This is a genomic window from Acinetobacter sp. AB03 (assembly GCF_058107045.1).
In genome coordinates this window covers 1,736,323-1,737,041 of sequence record NZ_JBUEBA010000002.1, presented here as the reverse complement: position 1 = coordinate 1,737,041, position 719 = coordinate 1,736,323, and the positions used below count along the sequence as shown (strand labels likewise).

Below are 719 nucleotides of genomic sequence, written 5' to 3'. Positions count from 1 at the left end.
TAGGGTCTGTTGACATTTCAAGTATAGAATTTACCCGATAAAGGTAGCCAAATAAATATACAAGCTAATGCAACTGCCCCCTCATAGCTACACTTTAGCTTATCATATCGTGTTGCTATTCCTCTGAACTGCTTTAACCTACAAAATGCATTCTCAACTAAGTGTCTGATTTTATATAAATACCAATCCATATGATCATTATTTGACTGAGTATTTGATTTTCTTGGAATATTCGCTTTAGTTTTTTTCACAGATATTTGTTCTCTTAATGATTCAGAGTCATATCCTTTGTCTGCACAACATACTTCCGTTTCACTCAAATCAAGTTTTTCAATCATTTTGGGAGCAATCTTGACATCATGTATCGTTCCATCGGAGATAATAATTTCGATTGGATTGCCATCCGCATCAACAGCTAAGTGTATTTTAGAACTATTTCCACCAATGCTTTTAGAAATATCCTGATCTTTTATTCCAGCAGAATGTTGGTGTGCCCGAACATGACTAGCATCAATAAAAACCCATTCCATATCAGCATTTGAAGAAATTAATTTAAATATTTTCATTAACTTATCATTTTTACACCAACGATTATATTTTTTAAAGATTGAGTTATACGAACCAAATTCTTTAGGCAAATCACGCCATGGGCAGCCTGTTCTTATTCTATAAAGTATTGCTTCGACAAAATTTCTCAAATTAGATTTGAAATAGATATC

At 32.7% G+C, this 719-nt stretch carries 1 protein-coding gene; it reads right to left on the bottom strand.

Annotation, left to right across the window (positions count from 1 at the left end):
* Nucleotides 1-17 precede the first annotated feature (17 nt).
* Nucleotides 18-719, bottom strand: a 702-nt coding sequence (locus tag ACY3FQ_RS08805; protein WP_489773876.1) for an IS5 family transposase, incomplete at its 5' end; no start/stop codon positions are given.